Origin of the sequence: Nocardia concava NBRC 100430, from assembly GCF_000308815.1 — a bacterium.
Taxonomy (GTDB): Bacteria; Actinomycetota; Actinomycetes; order Mycobacteriales; family Mycobacteriaceae; genus Nocardia; species Nocardia concava.
In genome coordinates, this window is sequence record NZ_BAFX01000083.1 from 70,392 (window position 1) to 91,294 (window position 20,903).

Genomic DNA, 20,903 nt, shown 5'->3' on the forward strand with positions numbered 1-20,903 from the left:
TGATCGAGGGAGAAGACGTGTTCGCATCCACCCCCGACCCGGCACAGCCCGACAAACCCGACACCGAGCTCGCGGAGACCGAGGCCGAGGACGCCACCGAAGACGCTGCCGAGGAGACCGTCGACGCCGAAGAGGCCGAGGAGGTCGCGCGCAGCGTCTCCGGTTATGACGACGTCACCGCGCTGTTCGAGCAACTGGCCGCCGCCGCACCGGAATCCGGGCGGCGCGCCGCGCTGCGCACCGAACTGATCAACCGCTGCATTCCGCTCGCCGATCACATCGCGCGCAAATTCAGCGGGCGCGGTGAGCCTTTCGACGACCTCACCCAGGTCGCGCGGGTCGGGCTGGTGCATGCGGTGGATCGCTTCGACATCGGACGCGGCTCCAACTTCCTGTCCTTCGCGGTGCCGACCATCATGGGTGAGGTTCGCCGGTACTTCCGCGACAACACCTGGGCCATGCGGGTTCCGCGGCGGGTCAAGGAAACCCATCTGCGCATCGGGTCGGCCATCGACGCGCTGTCCCAGCAGTTGGGGCGCTCCCCCACCGCCAAGGAGATCGCGGCGGCCCTCGATATCGACCCGGACGAGGTCACGCAGGCGGTGATCGCCGGAAACGCCTACCAGCCCAGCAGTATCGATGCCGTGTCGGTGGGGCGCGATACCGAGGCCTCGCTGCTCGATACGCTCGGCGAGGAGGAGTCGCAGTTCGACCGGGTCGAGGAGTACGTGGCGATCCGGCCGCTGTTGGAAGGACTTCCCGAACGCGAGCGGCGGATTCTGACCATGCGATTCTTCGAATCCATGACGCAGACCCAGATCGCGCAGCAGATGGGCATCTCGCAGATGCATGTGTCGCGGATCCTGTCGAAAACCCTTGCCCGTCTGCGGGAGCAGTCAGCGCGCGAGTGAGCCGGCGGGGTCCGGTCCCCGATCGGTGTCCGACATGGGTAGATTGCGGGCAGAACCATGATCACCTCGGCCGGACGCAAAGGGGTCGGTGTTGGCTAACGGGTCGGTAGTGGCAAACGGGTCGGGGTCGGCGGAGCAACCGCCGTTCGATTCGCTGTATCGGCACGGATTCGCGCGGGTCGCGGTGGCCGTGCCGCCGGTGCGGGTCGCCGATCCGGCCTTCAATGCCGAGCAGACGCTGCTGCTCGCGCGGCGGGCCGCCGCCGAGCACGCGGTCGTGACGGTCTTCCCCGAACTCGGGCTGTCCAGCTACACCGCCGACGACCTGTTCCACCAGGACGCGCTGGACGCGGCGGTCAGCGAGGCGCTCGAGCGGATCGTCGAGGAGAGCGCGGGCATCGACACCGTGCTGCTGGTGGGCGCGCCCGTGCGGGCGCAGGGGCGGCTGTTCAACTGCGGCATCGTGATTCACCACGGCCGGGTGCTCGGGGCGGCCCCCAAGAGCTACCTGCCGAACTATCGCGAGTTCTACGAGAAGCGGCAGTTCGCTGCGGCGCGGGAGGCACTCGACGACCACATCGTGATCGCCGGGCAACGCGTGCCGTTCGGCTCGGATCTGCTGTTCAACGCGATCAACCTGCCCGGCTTCGTGTTTCATGTCGAGATCTGCGAGGACGGCTGGGTTCCGTTGCCGCCCAGCGGTTTCGCCGCGCTAGCGGGGGCGAGCGTGCTGGTGAACCTGTCGGCCAGCAATATCGTGATCGGCAAGGCCGACTACCGGCGCGACCTCTGTACTTCGCATTCGGCGCGGTATATCGCGGCGTATCTGTATTCGGCTGCCGGACACGGTGAGTCGACCACGGATATGGCGTGGGACGGACAGGCGCTGGTGTGTGAGAACGGCAATGTGCTGGCCGAGGGTGAGCGGTTCGCGGAGCACGCGCAGCTCGTGACGGCCGATATCGATCTGCGGCGGTTGGCCGCGGATCGGCTGCGTACCACCAGCTTCGCCGATACCGTGCACGATCACCGGGAGCGGCTCGAGCGGTTCCGGCGCATCGAGTTCGAGCTGCCGGTGCCGGGCGGGACGGTGCCGTTGCGGCGCGAAATCCCGCGGTTCCCTTACGTTCCCGCTGATCCCGCACGGCGCAACGAGCGCTGCGCGGAGGTGCATCGCATTCAGGTGGAGGGCTTGAGCACCCGGCTGGCGGCGACCGGTTCGCAACGTGTGGTGATCGGGGTATCGGGCGGGCTGGACTCGACGGTGGCGCTGATCGTGGCGGCCAAGACCATGGATCGGCTGGGCTTGCCGCGCTCGAATGTACTGGCCTACACCATGCCCGGCTTCGCCACCAGCAGCCGCACCCTCGACGACGCGCGACGGCTGATGCGCGCGGTCGGCGCCACCGCGCACGAGATCGACATCCGGCCCTCGGCCACTCAGATGCTGCGGGATCTGGGCCATCCGGCCGCCGACGGGGTTCCCCAGTACGACATCATTTATGAGAACGTGCAGGCGGGCGAGCGCACCTCACACCTGTTCCGGCTGGCCAATATGCACAACGCGCTGGTCGTCGGCACCGGCGATCTGAGCGAATTGGCGCTGGGCTGGTGCACATTCGGCGTCGGCGACCATATGGCGCACTACAGCGTGAACGCCTCGGTCCCCAAGACGCTGATCAAATACCTGGTCGCCTGGACCATCGACACCAACGGCCTAGGAGACGAGGCCGGCGAGGTCCTGAAATCCATTCTGACCACCGAGATCTCCCCCGAACTCGTCCCCGGCGACGGTGACGTCCCCGCTCAGAGCTCCGAGGCCACTGTCGGCCCCTACGAACTCCAGGACTTCCACCTCTACCACCTGCTCCGCTTCGGCGACCTCCCCAGCCGCATCGCCTACCTGGCCCACCACGTCTGGTCCGACCGCACCCGCGGCCAATGGCCCGACCTGATCCCCGCCGACCAACGCCACGAATACGACCTCCCCACCATCAAATCCTGGCTCGCCGAATTCCTCCGCCGCTTCATCCAAACCAGCCAATTCAAACGCTCCACCCTCCCCAACGCCCCCAAGGTAGGCTCCGGCGGCTCCCTCTCCCCCCGCGGCGACTGGCGCGCCCCCAGCGACGCCTCCGCCACCGCCTGGCTAGACGAACTAGCCCGCAACGTCCCCGACCTCTGACGCGCCGGGTCAACCCCAACGTCGTGGCCGCGGGCACGGAAAGCTCACGCCGCGAGGGTCATTCGCTGGACCTCGCGGCCAGAGCACTAGGCCTGCCGACGCGGCAACGGAGCGAAATAAGAAACCGCCGCCACATTCGGCCGAGGCCAGCGGATCCCCTGCGGCGTTGAGTGATTCGCCGCCGCAGGGGATCCGGGCCGTGGTTGTACTACGCGTCCAGGGGCTTGCGCAGCGCCGCGAGGAACATGGCGTCGGTGCCGTGGCGGTGGGGCCACAGCTGGGCGCCGGGGCCGTCGCCGAGTTCGGTGACGCCGGGGAGCAATTCGCGGGTGTCGAGTTGTTCCGCGCCGACTCGGCGGGCCACGTCGGCCACGACCGAGACGGTTTCCGGGAGGTGCGGGGAGCAGGTCGAGTAGACCACTACGCCGCCGGGGCGGACCAGATCCCATGCGGCGGTGAGCAATTCACGTTGCAGGGTGACGAGTTCGCGGACGTCGGAGGGCTGGCGGCGCCAGCGGGCCTCCGGGCGGCGGCGGAGTGCGCCGAGGCCGGTGCAGGGGGCGTCGACCAGGATGCGGTCGAAGCCCGGGGTGAGTCCGCTGTCGCGGCCGTCGGCGACGTGGACGTCGACCGGCATGCCGCGGGTGGTCTGGCGCACCAGGTCGGCGCGGTGCTCGGCGGGTTCGACGGCGTCGACGCGGAAGCCGTCGATATCGGCGATCGCGGCCAGCAGCGCGGTTTTTCCGCCCGGTCCGGCGCACAGGTCCAGCCAGCGCCCGTTATCCGAGCCCTCGAGCGGGGCGCGCGTGACGGCCAGGGCCACCAGCTGACTGCCCTCGTCCTGCACCGCGGCCAATCCCTCGCGGACCGGCTCCAGCTTGGCCGGATCGCCGCCGTCGAGGTACACCGCGTACGGCGACCAGCGGCCCTCTTCACCGCCGGTGATCAACGCCAGCTCCTCGGCGCTGATCTCGCCGGGCCGCGCCACCAGATGCACCGCCGGCCGCGCGTCATCGGCCTCGAGGACATCCCGCAGCTCACCCGCGTTCGCGCCCAGCGCATCCGCGAAGGCCTGCGCGATCCACACCGGATGCGCGAACTCGAACGCCAAGTGCCCCAGCGGATCCTGCGGCGCCAGCCGCTCCACCCACTCCTCGGGCGTCCGCTCCGCGACCCGCCGCAGCACCGCGTTCACGAACCCGGCCCTCCCCTGCCCGAACTCGGCCCGCACCAACGCCACCGACGTATCGACGGCCGCATGCGCCCCGATCCGAGTCCGCAACAGCTGATACGTCCCCAACCGCAACGCATCCAGCAGCGGCCCGTCGATCTCATCGACACCGCGCCCCGCGCAATCGGCGATCACGGCATCCAACAAGCCCTGAGACCGCGAAGCCCCATACGTCAACTCGGTCGCAAGCGCCGCATCCCGCCCACTGATCCGCCGCTCCCGAAGCAACCCGGGCAACACCAGATTCGCGTAAGCATCCCGCTCCCGCACCGCCCGCAGAACGTCCCGAGCCACAACCCGCACAGGATCCGCCCCGGCCTTCTCCGCCCGCCGAGCCGCCGCCCCACCGGAATCGTGGCCGTTGGAATGGCGATCATCCCGCCTCGCGGTGGACGAATCCCCGCCGCGGCCTTGCGGTTTCCCGCCGCCGCGCCCGCCTGCCTGCTTCCCGGCAGCGCCACCGGCACCACCGCTCCGACGGGGAGTGGAGTGCCCACTGCGGCCTTCGTCGTTGCGGCGCTCAGCGCCACGCCCGCCGCGACTCTGGAATCCGCCGCGCTCATCGTTGGACCGCTGGTCACCAGACCGCCCGCCGCCCGCCGATTCGCGCCCACGGCCCGCGTCGGATCCGTAACCATCGCGACCGCGAGAGCCACCGGCCGACCGGTCCGACCCCGAATTACGCTGCCCGCCAGAGAATCCACCGCGCGGCTGGTCCCAGCCGTTGCGATCGCCTCCGGCCGAGCGGTCGCGACCACCGGACGAATCGCGGCCGCGCGACCCGCCGCCCGCGCGGTTCGAACCCGAATTGCGGTCTCCCGCAGGGCGTCCGCCGCCTTCGGAACCGGAACGGCGGAAGCCGCGGCGGTCGTCGCCGTCGCCATTGCGCGGGGTCGAGCGGCGGTCGTCGCCGGATCGGTTTCCGGATGTGCGGGGTTGATCGGAGCGGGACCGTTCGTCCTGACGCGGCGTCGACGTGCCCGCGTCGGTGGAGGCTGAGCGGCGGAAGCCGCGACGCGGGGCGTCGCCGGATCGATCGTCGCCCGGGCGGTTTTCGCCTTCGGGGCGGGTCACTCGATCACCGTGCCGGGCTCGAGGCGGGCGCCGCGGGCCCAGTCCAGGGCGGGCATCATGCGCTTGCCCTGGGGCTGGACCTGGGTGAGGCGGACCGCGGTGGTGGCGGTGCCGACGTAGACGCCGGTCTTGCGGATGTCGATGGTGCGGGGTGGGAGGGTTTCCTCCACCATCTCGACGGGGCCGAGTTTGAGGCGCTTGCCGTCGATTTCGGTCCACGCGCCGGGGGCGGGGGTGACCGCGCGGATGCGGCGTCCGATGGCGAGGGCGGGCTGATCCCAGCGGATGTGCCCGGCCTCCGATTCGATCTTGGGGGCGTAGGAGACGCCGTCCAGGGACTGCGGAACCGCTTGCACCGTACCGTCTTCCACACCGTCGAGGGTGGATTCCAGCAGCACCGCACCGGCTTCGGCGAGCCGCGCGAGCAGCGTGCCCGCGGTGTCGGTGACGGCGATCTTCTCGGTCATGGTCCCGAACACCGGCCCGGTGTCGAGCCCCTTCTCGATCCGGAAGGTCGACGCCCCGGTGTACTCGTCACCGGCGAGCAGCGCCGCCTGCACCGGCGCCGCGCCACGCCAGGCGGGCAGCAGCGAAAAGTGCAGGTTGATCCAGCCGTGTTTGGGAATGTCGAGTACCGGTTCGGGCAGCAGCGCGCCGTAGGCCACCACCGGACAGCAGTCCGGCGCCAAAGCCGTGAGCTGCTCGATGAATTCGGGTTCGGACGGCTTGCGCGGCGTGAACACGGGAATCCCGTGCTCGTCGGCCAGCAGTCCGATGGGCGAGCGGGTGATCTTGCGGCCGCGTCCGGCCACCGCGTCCGGCCGGGTCACCACCCCGACCACTTCGTGCCGCTGCGATTCGATGAGTCGCCGCAGCGACGGCACCGCCGGTTCGGGGGTTCCCGCGAAGACCAGACGCATATCAGCGGCTCCGTTCCCGGCTGCGGCTGCCACCGATCTCGGAGGCCGCGAGCATCGTGATTCCCTGTGTGAACCAGCCGGATTCGCGGATCGTGCGCATGGCTTCCTTGCGCGAGGCCGAGTCCAGCCGCTGCAGGAACAGTACGCCATCGAGGTGATCGGTCTCGTGCTGCACGCAGCGCGCCAGCAGCCCCTCGGCCCGGAATTCCACCGGCTTACCGTCGAAATCGACACCGCGCGCCCGCACGATCAGCGGGCGTGTCACGTCGAAGCGCACCCCGGGAATCGACAGGCACCCCTCCGGCCCGGTCTGGGTCTGTTCGTCGAGCACCTCGTAGCTGGGGTTGATCAGATGCCCCTGCGCGTCACCGGTGTCGTACACGAACACCCGAAGCCCGACCCCGATCTGAGGGGCGGCCATGCCGACGCCCCCACTCTCGTACATGGTGTCGATGAGGTCGGTCACCAGCTGGCGTACCTCCCGATCGAACGTCTCGACCTCCGCCGCGCGGGCGCGCAGGATCGGATCGCCGAACAGGCGGACAGGCTGGATGGTCACGGGCAGCTCCCGATGGATAACGAAGATACGGTCGTCTCATTTTACGGACGCCCGTGACCACCCTGATCAGGAATGCGCCGCCAACACGACATCGCTGATGCCGGTGCCCAGCGCGACCGGCACGCAGGCCGCTGTCACCGGGTGCCCGGGATCGAGCAGATTGACCACCAGCCGCTGCACGAACGGGTCGTAGACCAGATGGAAATGCCCGGTCAGATCCTCGGAACAGAGGTCCTGCAGCACGATGTTGGTCGCGCCCGCGCCGCGCAGCGCGATATTGGTGTTGGGCTGGATCATTTCATCGACGCGGCTGCCGATCGTCGTGTATTTCACACCGGGCACCGTGTCGCCACCGGCATTGAGGTCGCGGATGAAGGGCGCTCCGGCGGCCTGCTGGACCGCCGCGAGGGAGGACCCCATCTCGACGAGTTTGTAGATTCCGGGCACCGCGTCGGCGATCGGCACCAGTCCGTACATGACGCCGCCGTAGCTGGGTGAGGCCAACCCGATCCACTGGCCGACCTTGGGCGCGCCGCCGAGCTTGTTGATCCAGTAGCGGGTCACGCTCGCGCCCTGCGAAAAGCCCACCAGGTCAACCTGAGTCGCCCCGGTCGCGGCGAGCACCTGATCGACGAAGGCGCCGATCTGCGCGGAGCTGTCCCACACATCCTCGGTGCCGTAGGTGTCCTTGCCCGGCTTGCCGCCGTAATTCAGTGCGAAGACGCAGATTCCGGCCTGCGCCAGCAGCGGTCCGATGCCCGACCAGTCGGAGTAGGCCGAGGAATCGGTGCCGTGGGCGAGAACCACCGGGCGCGGATGTTCGGCGGTCGGTTTGCAGCCGAAGTCGTTGGCGCCCTGGGGCGCCGCGTCCGGATGCTCCTTGAGATAGTGGGCCGCCGCCAGATGTTCGGGCTGCGGCGGCCCCTGTTGCATCGGCACCCTCAGTACCGAAGTCACGGACGCGACCGGATCCGGCGCCGGTTCGGCCTGTGCGTATGTCCCCGTCGGTGTGGCGGCCGTGCCGATCACGGCGGCCGCCAGCGCCATTACCCCCGCCGGTGCCACGCGGCGCATGAATCCGCGGGTTCGGCTCCTCTGTTGTCCCATGTCACAAGTTTCCATGGGGCGCTGTTGTCCCATGTCACGATCTTGACTGGTTTCGAGCCGAAAGTCCCGGCGGGGGCCGGTGATTCGGACCCATCACTTTTCGGGTGTGTCGTCCTCGGCGAGGATGCGGTAGAGCGAGCGGCGCGCCTCGGTGAGCACCTCGGCCGCCTTGGCCGCCTGCTCGGTGGTGCCGACGGCGGCGACCTGAGCGACCGCACCCATCAGCTGACCGACCAGACCGCGCAGATCGAGCGCCTGATCGCCGACGCCGTCCTTGACGTCCTGCCAGGGATCGCCGAGTTCGGCCTTGTTGGCCTCGACGTACTCGACGCCGGATTCGGTGAGTTTGGCCGTCTTTCGACCCGACACCTTCTCGATGATGACCAGGCCCTCGTCCTCGAGCTGCGCGAGCGCGGGGTAGATGGAGCCCGGGCTGGGCCGCCAGACGTCCTGGCTCTTCTCGCGGATCTGCTGGATCAGCTCGTAGCCGTGCATGGGCCGCTCCTGCAGCAGCAGGAGGATGGCGGCGCGGACATCGCCGCGCCGGCCCCGCCCGCCCCGGCCGCGACCGCGACCGAAGCCGGGACCGAAGCCCCCGCCGGGTCCGAAGCCGGGACCGAAGTCCGGGCCGAAGCCACGGCCGTGGCCGTGACCGTGGCGGTGCGGACCGAAGTCGCCGCGCCCGCCGAATTCACCACGCGGACCGCGCGGTCCGCCTCGACGCATCCGCGGATGTTCGGGCCTGCTGCTCTTCCGCGCGCAGTCGCCGCCAGGGCCGCGGCCCCGTTCGATGTTGTCCATGTGTTCCATGGTCGTGCCTCCTTCAAGGCTCGTCGTTGTTCTTGTTGCTATCGACGATATATCGACAATGTATTTACGACAAGAGTGAAGCGGGACACAAACCGTCTGGTTTGGACTTTTAGCCGGTCAGGAGGCCGTGAGCACGCACGGCATCCCACAGCCCGGACGGGCGATCGACCGTCGGCAGCGGGTCAACCAGGGAGAAGGCGCAACCGAGGACCTCGGCGCCGCCGTCGGCCTCCTGACTGTCGCCGACCATGAGGGCGTTGCCGGGCGCCACGCCCAGGGCGTCGAGGGAGGCCTTGAAGATGCGGGTGTCCGGCTTCATCGCGCCCACTTCGAAGGACAGGGCGAAGTCGTCGATATATCGGTGCCAGCCGCGATCGGCGAAGGCCGGGCGGATGTCGAAGGCGATATTGCTGACGATGCCGACCCGCAGGCCGCGCTCGTGCAGGGCTCGCAGGACGTCGCCGGTGTCCGGGTAGGGCGTCCAGCCGTCCGGATCGAGCAGGAGTTCATAGACCTGCACGGCCTGCGGGTGCGGGACGCCGGTCTGCTCGAGCACCTCCAGATACGCGCGGCGATGCAGTGCCGGGTCGAGATCGCGGTTCTCCCAGGCGTATTGGCCCTCGGCGTCGAATTCGACGGTCTGACCGACGGGCGCGGTGAGCCTGCGCATGATCTCGGCGATCTCGTCGTTGTCGAGCAGGCGACCCGCGGCATCGGTGAGCCGCGCCCCATGGAAGGCGGCCTCCTCAAATCGGAAAACCGTGCCGGAGAAGTCGAACAAGACCGCCTCGATCGCCATGCCGCCACCCTACACAGACGCCTCACGGGCATGCCGGGGGCGCGGAGATCACTCCTCAACTTGTCTGAGGAATTTGCTACGGTGGCCACATGAGCGACCAGGTGCTGAACGTTGACGACGTGACGGTGGTGCGGGGCGGAAACCCGATCCTGCAAGAGGTTTCGCTCACCGTCCACGCCGGTGAGCACTGGGCGCTGCTCGGCCCCAACGGCGCGGGCAAGACGACGCTGTTGAAGATGCTCGGCGCCTTCGAGCATCCGACGCGGGGCACCGTCGAGGTGCTCGGCCACCGCCTGGGCCGCGTCGATATGCGTGCCCTGCGCGCGGGCATCGGTCACGTGGATCCGCGCCACCGCCCGAGCGACCCGATGACCGTGCGCCAGATCGTCCTCACCGGCGCGACCAATACCGCGGGCCTCATCCCCCGCCGACAGCCGTCCGCCGAAGAGCTCGCCGAAGCCGACCGCTTGATCGACCTGCTCGGCCTGAGTCACCGCCGCGACGCCGATTGGGAAATCCTGTCCCAGGGCCAGCACGGCCGCACCCTGATCGCCCGCGCCCTGATGCCGAATCCGCGCCTGCTGCTCCTCGACGAACCCGCCACCGGCCTGGATCTCGCCGGCCGCGAACAACTCCTGGAACGCGTCGACCTACTCCAGCGCACCCACCCCGACCTCGCCTCGGTCCTGGTCACCCACCACCTCGAGGACCTCCCGCCCGGCACCACCCACGCCATGCTGCTGCGCGACGGCCGCGCCATCGCCCAGGGCCCCGTCGACGAGGTCATCACCACCGAGCACATCAGCACCTGCTTCGACCACCCCGTCCGCATCCTCCGCGACGAGGGCCGCTGGTCCGTCCGCCCCACCCGATCCCAGCCCGCCTGACCCGAACCCCACGCCAGCCCGCTCGCCCTCTCCCCCACGAGCCAACCCATCCCACGAGAATGCAATCGTGGACACAAACGTCGAGAAGACCTGTCCACCAGTGCATTCTCACGAGGTGGCAGATCCGGGCTAGGTCGCGGGGACCAGGGAGTCGATCCAGCGCTCCAGGCGGGCGCCCTCGGCTTCCATCATGGCCGGGTCGCGGAAGGTGTTGGTGAGCAGGGAGATTCCCTGGTAGGCAGCCATCAAGGCGACGGCGAGTTCGCGGGAGTCCTTGCGGCCCAGGGCGGCGAACTGGGTGTCGATCCAGTCCAGTAGGCCGCGCATGACGTCGGCGAGTTCGCGGTCGAGGCCGTCGGCGCGCTTGTCGAGTTCGGTGGCGAGAGTGCCCGAGGGGCAACCGAATTGGGCGGCGAGTTCGCGCTGGTCGACCCAGCCGCGGACGAGAGCCTTCAATCGTTCGGCCGGGGCGTCGAATTGCTCCAGCTCGGCGATGATCTCCTGGGCGGTGCGCGCGTGGGCGCTGATCGCGGCTTGGACCAGCTGGTCCTTGGTCTTGAAGTAGTAGTAGACGTTGCCCACGGGCACCTCGGCGGCGCGCGCGATATCGGCGATGGTCGTCTTCTCCACTCCCCGTTCGTGGAACACCTTGGCCGCCGCGTCCGCCAGCCGCTCCCGCTTGCCCGCATTGGCGGCCACTGAGTTAGTCATACAACTAACTATAGACAACGCCCGGTGGAGTGCCCTACTGTTCGAGTTAGTCAGCCAACTAACTCAGGAGTGAGACAGATGATCGTGGTGACCGGAGCGACCGGAAATGTCGGCAGTGCCCTCGTGCGTGAGCTCGCGGCGGCCGGCGAGAAGGTGGTCGCGGTGTCGCGGGGCGAGAAGCCGGTGGAGCTGCCCGAGGGCGCCGAGCACCGCCGGGCCGATATCGGCGATCTCGCGAGCCTGACCGAGGCGGTGGCGGGCGCGCGGGCGCTGTTCCTGCTCATCACCGGACCGCAGTTGGTCCAGGGACCGCCGCCCGCTGAAGTGCTGGAAGCCGTTGCGGCAGCGGGTGTCCGGCGGGTGGTGTTCGTGTCCTCGCAGGGCGCGGTGACCCGGCCCGGCAGCGACGGCTACGCGCGCACCCTCGAATTCGAGCAGGCCCTGGCCGCTTCGGATCTGGAGTGGACCGTGCTGCGGCCGGGCGGGTTCTTCACCAATACCTTCGCCTGGATCGAGCCGGTGCGCGCGCAGGGCATCATCCCGGCACCGTTCGGGGATGTGGGCCTGCCGCAGGTGGATCCGGCCGATATCGCCGCCGTGGCGGCGGCCGCGCTGCTCGAGGACGGCCATGACGGGCGGGCCTATACGGTGACCGGCCCGGAGCTGGTCACGCCACGCCAGCAGTCGGAGGCACTGACGGCCGTACTCGGGCGGCCGCTGCAGTTCGTCGAACTCACCCGCGCGCAGGCGCGGGAGAACATGCTGCGCTTCATGCCGGAGTCCGTCGCGGACCACACCCTCGAGATCCTGGGCGCGCCCACCGCCGAGGAGCAGCAGGTCAGCGGCGATGTCGAGCGCGTACTGGGCCGCCCCGCAACCAGTTACGCCCGGTGGGCGGCCCGCGTCGCACCGGCCTTCCGCTGAAACTCACCGTTGCCAGTTTCGTACGCGCACACATATCGTAAGCATATGCATACGATATCTTTCTCTGAAGGCACCGTGCTGATGCCGTGGAATCCGGGCCCGAACCAACACCATTCGGGCCCGGTTTTCGTGAGTGTGACGGACTTTCTCTCGGGCTCGGAAGCCGAAGCGCGAGAGATCTATTCGACCGGGCTGGAGCTGGGCAAGACCTGGCCGGTCATGCAGGGCGCGGTCGGGCTGTGGTTGTGGGGCAGGCCCTCGGAGTTCCGGGGCGGCTCGATCTCGGTGTGGGAATCCGAACGCGATATGCGCCGGTTCGTGCGCTGGCCCGTGCACACCGCGATCGTGCGGGCCTGGCGCGGCCGGGTCGGCATCGGAATCGACTCGTGGCAGGCCGAAACCTTCGACGCCGACGCCATCCTGACCCGCGCGGGCGACACGATCGAGAGGCCGCACGGGCGGGCCGCCTAATCTTGTCCGCATGACAGACCGTCCGGACCTGGCAGCGATGATCGTCCCCCTGGGCCGCGCCCTCATGGCGGCCGAGCAACCGGTGCTGGCCGCCCACGGCCTCACCATGTGGGCCTACGTCGTACTGCTGCGGCTGGACGAGACGACCACGCGCGGGCAGGGGGTGCTCGCGCAGGAGATCGGGGCGGACAAGACGCGGATCATCGCGGTGCTGGACGATCTTCAGGACCGCGGGCTGATCGAGCGCCGACCGGATCCGGCCGATCGCCGGGCTCGGCTCCTCGCGCTGACTCCAGAGGGCCGCCGTCTACGTGATGCGGCGCAGGCCGAGATCCAGGCGCAGGAGGACCGCCTCCTGGACAAGCTCTCCGCCACGGACCGCCGCGGCTTCCTCAATGCCCTCACCACCCTCGCCGCTCTCCCCCGCGACGAAATCACCACGCCCTGAGCGATATCGACCTAACCGATGTCGATCGGGTCGATCTGGACGCGGAGAGGGGCGTCGGAGCGGTGGGTGCTGCGGACGGCCTGGGCGGCGATGAGGGCGCGGGAGAGGGCCGCGCCCGCGTTGCGGTCCGCTCGGAGGATCATGCGCTCGACTTCGGCGGGAGAATCGCCGGAGGAGAAAGGCTTTCGCGCGCCGGGCGGCAGCGGCACCGGGCCCAGGATCTCGACGTTGTCGGGAAGTTTTGCCTCGCCGAGCAATTCGGCGATCGAGTCCGTAGTGCCGTCGATGGCGGCGAAGCGGACGGCGGGCGGGAAGCGGACCTCGGCGCGCTGATCGAGTTCGAAACCGGCGTGCCACACCGGATCCCAGCGCACCAGCGCCTGCACGGTCGGCAGCCCGGCGTCGGCCATGACGATGACGCGGCCGTCGGGGCGGACCAGGGCGGCGGCGGACATCCAGCGGCGCAGGGTGTCCTCGGCGGCCCGCAGGTCGGCGCGGCCGAGCAGGGCCCAACCGTCGAGGAGCATGGCGACCGCATAGCCGCCGGGGACCGGCGGTTCCGCGCCGATGGTCGACACCACCACCTGCGGTCCCTCGGGCACCGAGTTCAGAATCGACGTGCCGCCCGAACCCCGCACGGGCACACCGGGAAACGCGCGGCCCAGCTCCTCGGCGGTACGGGAGGCACCGATGACGACGGCCCGCAGCGCCCGCGAACCACATGCCCCACAGCGGAACGCGGCCTCGGTGATTCCGCACCACCGGCAGGCCGGGCTCTGCGCCTCCGCGACGCCTTCCCGCCCGGTACGCAAAGCGCCACGTGACGATGGCGCACTGTCCGGCAACGCCAGCGGACCGTTGCAATGGCGGCAGCGCGCGGGCGTCCGGCACTTGGCACACGACAGCGCCGGAATGTATCCGCGCCGCGGCACCTGAACCAGCACCGCCCCACCGGATTTGAGCGCCTTGCGCGCCTCGGTGAATGCCACCGCCGGAATGCGAATGGCCTGCGCGATCGGGTCCCGCTCCAGCGCCGCATCGGTATCGCCGGGCGCGGTGATCCGCGGCATCGCCTGCCGCAGCACACTCCGATCCGCCAAGAGATCATGCGCCCAACCGGATTCGACGATGGCCTGCACCTCGGCGGTCCGCGAGAACCCGCCCGCCACGAACGCCGCCCCGGTCTCGTGCGCCCGCAACATGGCCACTTCCCGCGCATGCGGATACGGTGACCGCGGCTCGGCGAACGTATCGTCCCCGTCATCCCAAATGGCGATCAGACCGAGGTCTTTCACCGGCGAGAACACCGCACTCCGCGTCCCCACCACCACCTTCGCCTGCCCCCGCAGCACCGACAACCACCGCCGATACCGCGCCGAAGGCCCCAACCCGGCCGCCAACCCCACCGCCGACTCCCCCACCAGCGCAACACATTCGGTCAGCACCCGATCCAAATCCCGCTGATCCGGCACCATGATCACCACCCCGCGCCCGCCCCGCACGGTCACCGCCGCCAACTCCGCCAGCCGCGTGGCCCACTCCTCCCCCGGCAGCGCCTGCCACCCCGCCCGCGGCCCCCGCCCCTCGGCGAGCGCCCCCAGGAACGAATGCCCGTGCAGATACCGCCCCCACCCGGGAAACTCCTCCGGGATCGGCTGTGGGACAGCAATGTCGGGTACGGCACTCTCGACAACCGGATCCGGTTCCGCGACAACCTCGTCGGCAACCTCCTCCGTCACCGCCTGTGCCTTCTTCGAGGCGCGCTTGGGCTTGTCGGGCTTCTCGATGCCCTCCGATTCGACCTTGGCGTGGCGGGGTGGGATGGCGAGGCGCAGGACGTCGGCTCGGGTGCCTGCGTAGCGGGAGGCTACTGCCGCTACGAGTTTGAGGATCTCGGGGGTGAGGACGCGTTCACCGGAGACGACTCGTTCGAGGCGGACGAGTTTGCCGGTGTGGTCGGACTTTTCGAGGCGTTCGAGGAGGTAGCCGTCGATGAGGCGGCCCGAGAAGCGGACTCGGACTCGGACTCCGGGCTGGGCGAGTTCGTCCATTTCCGGCGGGACCAGGTAGTCGAAATCCCGGTCCAGGTGGGCGGGTTCGAGCAGGGGCAGGACCCTGGCGATGGGTCGGCTCATGCCAACGACGGCGGGAGCGTCGGGCTCGGAAGAGGTTTCCGTGCCCGACGCTCCCGTCGAGTGGTGTGGGGTGCCGGTCAATTACAGCCCGGCGGCCGCGCGCAGCTTCTCCGCGCGGTCGGTGCGCTCCCAGGGCAGATCGACATCCGTGCGGCCGAAGTGGCCGTAGGCGGCGGTCGGCGCGTAGATCGGGCGCAGCAGGTCCAGGTCGCGAATGATCGCGCCGGGACGCAGGTCGAAGACCTCACCGATGGCGTCGGAGATCTTGAGCGGATCGATCTGCTCGGTGCCGAAGGTCTCGACGAACAGGCCGACCGGGGCCGCCTTGCCGATGGCGTAGGCGACCTGGACCTCGACCCGCTCGGCCAGGCCGGCGGCGACGACGTTCTTGGCGACCCAGCGCATGGCGTAGGCGGCCGAGCGGTCGACCTTCGACGGGTCCTTGCCGGAGAAGGCGCCGCCACCGTGGCGGGCCATGCCGCCGTAGGTGTCGACGATGATCTTGCGGCCGGTCAGGCCCGCGTCACCCATCGGGCCACCGAGCACGAACTTGCCGGTCGGGTTGACCAGCAGTCGCACATTGGAGGTATCGAGGGGGTTCGGCAGCTCCAGTTCGGCGAGCACCGAGTCGACGACCTTCTCCCGGATGTCCGGGGTGAGCAGGTTGTCGAGGTCGATGTCGGCCGCGTGCTGGGTCGAGATGACGACGGTGTCGAGGCGCTTGGGGATCGAGCCGTCGTATTCGATGGTGACCTGGGTCTTGCCGTCGGGACGCAGGTACGGCAGCACGCCGGACTTGCGGACCTCGGTCAGACGCCGGGACAGCTTGTGCGCCAGCGAGATCGGCAGCGGCATCAGCTCGGGGGTCTCGATGGTGGCGTAGCCGAACATCAGGCCCTGGTCGCCCGCACCCTGGCGCGCGATGTCATCGTCCTCGCCGCCGACGCGGGCCTCGTGCGAGGTGTCCACGCCCTGGGCGATATCCGGCGACTGCGCGCCGATGGCGACGTTCACGCCGCAGGACGCGCCGTCGAAACCCTTTGCGGAGGAGTCGTATCCGATCTCCAGGACCTTCTCGCGAACGATGGTCGGGATATCGGCGTAGGCCGAGGTGGTGACCTCACCGGCCACGTGCACCTGACCGGTGGTCACCAGGGTCTCCACCGCGACCCGGCTGCGCGGATCGGCCGCGAGCAACGCGTCGAGGATGGAATCGCTGATGGCATCACAGATCTTGTCGGGATGACCTTCGGTCACCGACTCACTGGTGAATAGGCGGCTGCCAGACGTGCGCACAGTTGTTCCCTCTCCCTCAACGGGTTTCTCGTATCGGGGTGCGACAGTAGCGTCTCCGCGCCATCGCACAACCCTTTGTCTCAGGTTATTCCAATATGTTCGACACAGTGGCGAGGCTGCCACCATGACGAACACATTGTGACTCAGACAGTTGCCGTGCCTATCACGGCGACTGCCTGAACCCTGCGGTGCCGAGGCTTCAGCGGAGCAAGGGGCCGAGTGCGTCCAGCACCCGGCTAGCCAGTAGGGCCTTGGACCCGTGGTCCAGGGCGATCTCGGTGCCGTCGGCGCCGAGCAACCAGCCGTCGTTGGTGTCGACCTCGAAGGCCTTACCCTCTCCGACGGCATTCACGACCAGCAGGTCGCAGCCTTTGCGGGCCAGTTTGGCCCGGGCGTGGGTGAGCACATCAGCGTGCTCGTCCCCCGTCTCGGCGGCGAACCCGACGATCGCGGTACCGGGTAGGTGCCCGTCGCGACGGGCTTGCACCAACCCGGCCAGGATATCCGGTGTCTTGGTGAGCGCGATCGAATCCGGTTCTCCCGCACCCTTTTTGATCTTAGCGGTCGCCACGTTCACGGGGCGGAAGTCCGCCACCGCGGCGGCCATGATGACCGCGTCCGCGCCGAGCGCATGCTTGTCGACCGCCACCTTCAGCTGTTCGGCGGTGGTCACGTGCTCCACCTCGACCGCCGCCGGGGCGTCCAGGCCGATGGTATTGCCCGCGATCAATGTCACCTGTGCGCCACGCTGGGCGGCCAGGCGCGCGAGTGCGTAGCCCTGCTTGCCGGAGCTCCGATTGCCAAGGAAGCGAACGGGATCCAGCAGTTCGCGGGTGCCGCCCGCGGACACGACGATGCGGCGGCCCTCGAGGTCACGGGGCAGCGCGTCGGCACGTTCGAGCAGCAGCCGGGCCAGTCCGAAGATCTCCTCCGGCTCGGGCAGGCGGCCCGGTCCGGTGTCGGTTCCGGTCAGCCGGCCCGACGCGGGTTCCATCACCACGGCGCCGTGCGCGCGCAGCGTCGCCACGTTCGCGCGGGTGGCCGGGTGCTCCCACATCTCGGTGTGCATGGCCGGGGCGAACAGAACGGGACATCGCGCGGTCAACAGCGTCGCGGTCAGCAGGTCGTCGGCGCGACCCTGCGCGGCGCGGGCCATGAGGTCCGCGGTCGCGGGGGCGATGACGACCAGATCGGCCTCCTGGCCGAGACGCACGTGCGGCACCTCCGGCACATCGGCGAAGACGCCGGTGTGCACGGGGTGCCCGGAGAGCGCCTCGAAGGTGGCCTTGCCGACGAAGTTCAGCGCCGACTCGGTGGGAATGACACGAACCTCGTGCCCGGTTTCGGTGAACCGGCGCACGAGGTTGCAGCTCTTGTAGGCAGCGATACCGCCGCCGACTCCGACGACGACTCGGGTCACCGCGGTTTTACTCGCCTTCGGAGTGCTCGAGCAGGTCGGCGTGGATCTCGCGCATGGCCACCGACAGCGGCTTCTCCTGCAGACCCGGCTCGACCAGCGGACCGACGTATTCGAGAATGCCGTCGCCGAGCTGGTTGTAGTAGTCGTTGATCTGCCGGGCGCGCTTGGCCGCGTAGATGACGAGCGCGTACTTGGACGAAGTCCGCTCCAGCAGTTCGTCGATCGGCGGGTTGGTGAGGCCGACCGGAGTGTCGTAGGCGGGAACGGTCTTGATGTCCGTACTCACTAGGAAGGCTCCTGCGGGGTTGTTCGGAAGGATGGATTCCGACTCTCTTGCAAGACGAGTCGGCGTTCGGAACCTAGGATCCCGAATTTGTGCTAACGAACAACGATACCAACTGCTCGCAGGCGCTGGTCACGTGGTCGTTCACGATGACGATGTCGAACTCGTCACATGCAGCCAATTCGGTACGAGCGGTCTGTAGCCGACGCTCGATCACCTCGGGCGATTCCGTCCCGCGTGAGGTCAGGCGGGACACCAGCTCGTCCCAGCTGGGCGGGGCCAGGAAGACCAGTTTGGCCTCCGGCATGGTCTTGCGGATCGAGCGCGCGCCCTCGAGGTCAACCTCGATCAGGACATGATGTCCGGTCGCGATCGCTTCCCGCACGGGTGCGGCCGGGGTGCCCGACCGCTGCAGTCCACCGTGGATATCGGCCCATTCGAGCAGTTCGCCCGCCTCGATCATGGCGTCGAACTTCTCGCGGGTGACGAATCGGTAGTCCTGGCCGTCGACCTCCCCGGGCCGCGGAGCCCGGGTGGTGGCCGACACACTGAATACCAATTCGGGCAGTCGTTCGCGCACGCAGCGCACGACGGTGGACTTGCCGACGGCCGAGGGGCCGACCAGGACTACCAGTCGACCCTTCCGAGTGTGTTCGACCACCCTCGGATTATTCGGCGCTGAAGTCGAACCGGGCAAGCAGCGCCTTACGCTGCCGGTCGCCCAGTCCGCGCAGGCGGCGGGTGGGAGCGATCTCCAGTTCGCTCATGATCTCGGCCGCCTTGACCTTGCCGACCTTCGGCAGGGCCTCGAGCAGAGCCGAAACCTTCATCTTGCCGAGGACTTCGTCCTTCTCGGCGTCCGCAAGGACCGTCTTCAGATCGGTGCCACCACGCTTCAAGCGCTCCTTGAGCTCCGCCCGAGCGCGGCGAGCGGCAGCCGCCTTCTCCAAAGCAGCGGCGCGCTGCTCGTCAGTCAGCTGGGGAAGGGCCACGGTTCCTCCGTCTCATCGTTCATTGCTTGATCTACCTCCGGTAACCCGGTGGTCTCAGCGACCGTACCCACGACGCTTGCCGATTGCGAACCCACCCCCCAGGTCAGCGCGTGATTCGGCGCGCGACCGGGCCGGATGGGCGGGCCCGTGAGCCGTGTGCAAGCGGCCGCGGGAATCCGCTCGCGGGGGCCACGAATATCCTTGCAGCCAGGGCTTTTTCGGAAACTTGACAGGGTCGCACAAGGGTCGGACTGGCCCCGGATGAAACCGTGACCGAGCTGTAATCTCGCGACCTGGATTTTTCTTGAATTTCTCGGCGTGTCGTTCGATTCCGTACCGCGTGTCGCGCGTCACGCGGGGTGGTCGGAGCGGTCGTGAAACACACAATTCCGACATGGTTCCGGTGCAGGTAGGACAGGGTGTGCGGGCCCGGATCAGCGCCTGGACGGCCTGTTTCGGGCCCTGGCACGCACGCTGGGACGCGAAACGGGGGCCGCGCAACCCGTAACGGCCCCCGAGGGTGCGCGACAGTGAGACGCGCGATCAGGACAAGCGTTCGATCTGTTCGCGGTGGGCGAACACGCGAAGGGTCAGTCGTCGTACTGACAGAACTCGATCAGAGTGCCTTCGGGCGCGCGCAGGTGCGCGACGCGCATCCCCCACGCGGGTTGATCGACGGGCTCGGCGACGATCTGCGCGCCGCGCTCGCGCACGACCGCCGTGGCCTTGTCGACATCGGTGACGCGCAGCACGACGACCACGCCGTCGACGCCGTCGCGCGGGCGGTGCTCGGCCCCGATCGCCGCGTCCTGATAGGCGCGCGTGAACAGCGCCAGATCGCGTCCGTCGAGGCTGAAGCAGGCGTAGGGGCCGTCATCGGATTCCGGTACGTCCCCCGGCGTTTCGTGCTTGAGCGGCAGTCCCAGCACGTCGCGATAGAAGCGATAGCTGGACGCGAAATCGTCCACGAGAACCCGTGTTTGGCCGTAGGAGACGAGGCCGAGGGCGGCGTCGGACATGAGAAATCCCACCTTTCTACCGAGCGGTCTGCGTCAGACTAGCGCCCGGCGGCGGGGTGGAATCAGTTGCTCTCCATGGCGATTCGCAGGCCCAGCCCGACCATGAAGGTGCCCATGGCGGCGTCGAGGGCGCGGCGGACCCGGCTGCGGGTGAACACCTTCCGCAGCATGCCCACGCCGACGGACAGCGTGATGAACCAGCACAGGTTGGCGACCGTGCACACCACGGCCAGTTCGAGGGTGCCCAGCGCGGAGGGGTGCGCGGGCAGGAACTGCGGGACCAGTGCGATGAAGAACACCGCGCACTTGGGGTTGAGCAGGTTGGTGAGCAGGCCCTGCCGGAAGGCGACCAGCACACCGCGGCGGTTCGCGGCCGCGTCCGGATCGGGCCGGTAGTCCCCGCGCCGCGCGGCCAGCAGCGCGCGAATCCCGATGAACGCCAGATAGATCGCGCCGACCAGCTTCACCACCGTGTACGCCTCGGCCGAGGCCGCCAGCAGCCCGGCCACCCCGATCGCCGTCACCAGCGCCCACACGAACACCCCGGCCGCGATCCCACTCGAACACGCGATGCCCGCGCGGCGGCCCGAGACCACCGAATTCCGCAGCACGATCAGGAAATCCGGCCCGGGTGACATGGAGCCGAGGACGATCACCCCGGCCAGCGTGAGAATTTCGGTGAGTGACAGCACCCGGCCACCCTACGCGGGCGCACCGGCTC

Annotated in this window: 22 protein-coding genes; 7 read left to right on the plus strand and 15 right to left on the minus strand. The window is 68.9% G+C overall.

Annotated elements, in window-relative coordinates; all coding sequences use genetic code 11:
- Positions 1 to 17: 17 nt before the first annotated feature.
- Positions 18 to 911 (plus strand): RNA polymerase sigma factor SigF, encoded by an 894-nt coding sequence (locus ON43_RS19460; protein WP_281033325.1) that lies wholly within the window; start codon positions 18 to 20, stop codon positions 909 to 911.
- Positions 912 to 1,020: 109 nt separating this feature from the next.
- The gene (locus ON43_RS19465; RefSeq protein ID WP_040809487.1) at positions 1,021 to 3,096 is read left to right on the plus strand and encodes an NAD(+) synthase; all 2,076 of its coding nucleotides are present in this window, start codon (positions 1,021 to 1,023) and stop codon (positions 3,094 to 3,096) included.
- Positions 3,097 to 3,304: 208 nt separating this feature from the next.
- On the opposite strand, the gene ON43_RS19470 is transcribed toward ON43_RS19465, so the two are convergent.
- Positions 3,305 to 4,621, minus strand: a complete 1,317-nt coding sequence (locus ON43_RS19470) for an RsmB/NOP family class I SAM-dependent RNA methyltransferase (protein WP_040809536.1) — start codon at positions 4,619 to 4,621, stop codon at positions 3,305 to 3,307.
- A gap of 72 nt (positions 4,622 to 4,693) precedes the next feature.
- Between ON43_RS19470 and ON43_RS19475 the strand changes: the two genes are divergently transcribed.
- Positions 4,694 to 5,326: a hypothetical protein gene (locus ON43_RS19475; protein ID WP_040809492.1), complete on the plus strand. Its 633-nt coding sequence runs from the start codon at positions 4,694 to 4,696 to the stop codon at positions 5,324 to 5,326.
- Between the two features lie 71 nt (positions 5,327 to 5,397).
- On the opposite strand, the gene fmt is transcribed toward ON43_RS19475, so the two are convergent.
- The 5 genes from fmt to ON43_RS19500 all read right to left on the minus strand — a co-directional run bounded on the left by fmt (position 5,398) and on the right by ON43_RS19500 (position 9,596).
- Positions 5,398 to 6,321, minus strand: coding sequence for a methionyl-tRNA formyltransferase (fmt, locus tag ON43_RS19480; protein WP_040809493.1), 924 nt, complete (start codon positions 6,319 to 6,321; stop codon positions 5,398 to 5,400).
- Between the two features lies 1 nt (position 6,322).
- Positions 6,323 to 6,880 carry a peptide deformylase gene (gene def / locus ON43_RS19485; RefSeq protein WP_040809494.1) on the minus strand — a complete coding sequence of 186 codons (558 nt, stop codon included), beginning with the start codon at positions 6,878 to 6,880 and terminating at the stop codon, positions 6,323 to 6,325.
- Between the two features lie 66 nt (positions 6,881 to 6,946).
- The gene (locus ON43_RS19490; protein ID WP_373283462.1) at positions 6,947 to 7,987 is read right to left on the minus strand and encodes an esterase/lipase family protein; all 1,041 of its coding nucleotides are present in this window, start codon (positions 7,985 to 7,987) and stop codon (positions 6,947 to 6,949) included.
- A gap of 93 nt (positions 7,988 to 8,080) precedes the next feature.
- The gene (locus ON43_RS19495; RefSeq protein ID WP_040809538.1) at positions 8,081 to 8,713 is read right to left on the minus strand and encodes a PadR family transcriptional regulator; all 633 of its coding nucleotides are present in this window, start codon (positions 8,711 to 8,713) and stop codon (positions 8,081 to 8,083) included.
- A 193-nt stretch (positions 8,714 to 8,906) separates the two neighbouring features.
- Positions 8,907 to 9,596, minus strand: coding sequence for an HAD family hydrolase (locus tag ON43_RS19500; RefSeq protein WP_040809495.1), 690 nt, complete (start codon positions 9,594 to 9,596; stop codon positions 8,907 to 8,909).
- A gap of 89 nt (positions 9,597 to 9,685) precedes the next feature.
- On the opposite strand from ON43_RS19500, the gene ON43_RS19505 reads away from it, so the two are divergent.
- A complete protein-coding gene (locus ON43_RS19505; protein ID WP_040809496.1) occupies positions 9,686 to 10,483 on the plus strand; it encodes an ABC transporter ATP-binding protein in 798 nt (265 codons plus the stop codon).
- A gap of 129 nt (positions 10,484 to 10,612) precedes the next feature.
- Here the strand turns inward: ON43_RS19505 and ON43_RS19510 are convergent, their stop codons facing one another.
- On the minus strand, positions 10,613 to 11,194 hold the full coding sequence (locus ON43_RS19510; protein WP_040809497.1) for a TetR/AcrR family transcriptional regulator: 582 nt from the start codon (positions 11,192 to 11,194) through the stop codon (positions 10,613 to 10,615).
- 78 nt (positions 11,195 to 11,272) lie between these two features.
- On the opposite strand from ON43_RS19510, the gene ON43_RS19515 reads away from it, so the two are divergent.
- Genes ON43_RS19515 through ON43_RS19525 form a run of 3 tightly spaced genes read left to right on the plus strand, consistent with a single transcriptional unit; the run spans position 11,273 to position 13,037 of the window.
- Positions 11,273 to 12,118 carry an NAD(P)H-binding protein gene (locus ON43_RS19515; RefSeq protein WP_040809498.1) on the plus strand — a complete coding sequence of 282 codons (846 nt, stop codon included), beginning with the start codon at positions 11,273 to 11,275 and terminating at the stop codon, positions 12,116 to 12,118.
- Positions 12,119 to 12,163: 45 nt separating this feature from the next.
- The gene (locus ON43_RS19520; RefSeq protein WP_157514111.1) at positions 12,164 to 12,589 is read left to right on the plus strand and encodes a hypothetical protein; all 426 of its coding nucleotides are present in this window, start codon (positions 12,164 to 12,166) and stop codon (positions 12,587 to 12,589) included.
- 10 nt (positions 12,590 to 12,599) lie between these two features.
- Complete coding sequence (locus tag ON43_RS19525) at positions 12,600 to 13,037, plus strand: MarR family winged helix-turn-helix transcriptional regulator (protein ID WP_040809500.1); 438 nt, start codon at positions 12,600 to 12,602, stop codon at positions 13,035 to 13,037.
- Positions 13,038 to 13,048: 11 nt separating this feature from the next.
- On the opposite strand, the gene ON43_RS19530 is transcribed toward ON43_RS19525, so the two are convergent.
- From ON43_RS19530 to ON43_RS19565, 8 genes are all read right to left on the minus strand, one after another.
- A complete protein-coding gene (locus ON43_RS19530; RefSeq protein ID WP_040809501.1) occupies positions 13,049 to 15,172 on the minus strand; it encodes a primosomal protein N' in 2,124 nt (707 codons plus the stop codon).
- 81 nt (positions 15,173 to 15,253) lie between these two features.
- The gene (gene metK / locus ON43_RS19535; protein WP_040809502.1) at positions 15,254 to 16,468 is read right to left on the minus strand and encodes a methionine adenosyltransferase; all 1,215 of its coding nucleotides are present in this window, start codon (positions 16,466 to 16,468) and stop codon (positions 15,254 to 15,256) included.
- 199 nt (positions 16,469 to 16,667) lie between these two features.
- Entirely contained in the window at positions 16,668 to 17,888 is a 1,221-nt protein-coding gene (gene coaBC / locus ON43_RS19540) for a bifunctional phosphopantothenoylcysteine decarboxylase/phosphopantothenate--cysteine ligase CoaBC (RefSeq protein WP_040809503.1), read from the minus strand.
- Positions 17,889 to 17,895: 7 nt separating this feature from the next.
- Positions 17,896 to 18,174: a DNA-directed RNA polymerase subunit omega gene (gene rpoZ / locus ON43_RS19545; RefSeq protein ID WP_033086942.1), complete on the minus strand. Its 279-nt coding sequence runs from the start codon at positions 18,172 to 18,174 to the stop codon at positions 17,896 to 17,898.
- Between the two features lie 73 nt (positions 18,175 to 18,247).
- On the minus strand, positions 18,248 to 18,832 hold the full coding sequence (gene gmk / locus ON43_RS19550) for a guanylate kinase (RefSeq protein WP_040809504.1): 585 nt from the start codon (positions 18,830 to 18,832) through the stop codon (positions 18,248 to 18,250).
- A 7-nt stretch (positions 18,833 to 18,839) separates the two neighbouring features.
- Entirely contained in the window at positions 18,840 to 19,163 is a 324-nt protein-coding gene (gene mihF / locus ON43_RS19555; RefSeq protein WP_033086940.1) for an integration host factor, actinobacterial type, read from the minus strand.
- 590 nt (positions 19,164 to 19,753) lie between these two features.
- Positions 19,754 to 20,182: a VOC family protein gene (locus ON43_RS19560; RefSeq protein ID WP_051178712.1), complete on the minus strand. Its 429-nt coding sequence runs from the start codon at positions 20,180 to 20,182 to the stop codon at positions 19,754 to 19,756.
- A 62-nt stretch (positions 20,183 to 20,244) separates the two neighbouring features.
- Positions 20,245 to 20,874 (minus strand): LysE family translocator, encoded by a 630-nt coding sequence (locus ON43_RS19565; RefSeq protein ID WP_040809505.1) that lies wholly within the window; start codon positions 20,872 to 20,874, stop codon positions 20,245 to 20,247.
- Positions 20,875 to 20,903: the final 29 nt, after the last annotated feature.